Source organism: Streptomyces sp. SID486, assembly GCF_009865385.1.
In the GTDB taxonomy this organism is placed as follows: domain Bacteria; phylum Actinomycetota; class Actinomycetes; order Streptomycetales; family Streptomycetaceae; genus Streptomyces.
This window is the reverse complement of sequence record NZ_WWJT01000678.1, coordinates 1-673: the sequence shown is the minus strand read 5'-3', so window position 1 is coordinate 673 and position 673 is coordinate 1. Positions and strand designations below refer to the sequence as shown.

Here is a 673-nt window from a genome sequence, read left to right as displayed (position 1 = left end):
TCTCCGCCGAGGCGTCCTCGCTGGCCGGCCACCAGAAGCTCGGCAACCTGATCCTGCTGTGGGACGACAACCACATCTCGATCGAGGGCGACACCGAGACGGCCGTCTCCGAGGACACCGTCGCGCGCTACGAGGCCTACGGCTGGCACGTTCAGCGCGTGGAGGCCAAGGACGACGGCGACCTGGACCCGGAGGCGATCTTCGCCGCGATCCAGGCGGCCAAGGCCGTCACCGACCGGCCGTCCTTCATCGCGATGCGCTCGATCATCGCCTGGCCCGCCCCGAACGCGCAGAACACCGAGGCCGCGCACGGCTCGGCGCTGGGCGAGGAGGAGGTCGCGGCCACCAAGCGCGTCCTCGGCTTCGACCCCGAGAAGAGCTTCCAGGTCGACGACGAGGTCATCGCGCACACCCGCAAGGCGCTGGAGCGCGGCTCCCAGGCGAAGGCCGAGTGGGAGAAGACCCTCCAGGTCTGGCGGGACGGCAACCCGGAGCGGGCGGCCGAGTTCGACCGGATCGCCAAGGGCGAGCTGCCCACGGGCTGGGAGGAGAAGCTCCCGGTCTTCGAGCCCGGCAAGGCCGTCGCGACGCGTGCCGCGTCCGGCAAGGTGCTCCAGGCGCTCGGCGCGGTCATCCCCGAGCTGTGGGGCGGCTCCGCCGACCTCGCCGGGTC

The 673-nt window shown here is 72.1% G+C and carries 1 pseudogene; it reads left to right on the top strand.

What is annotated here, in order from left to right:
* Positions 1–673, top strand: a pseudogene (locus GT045_RS31405) (transketolase); the annotation flags it as partial.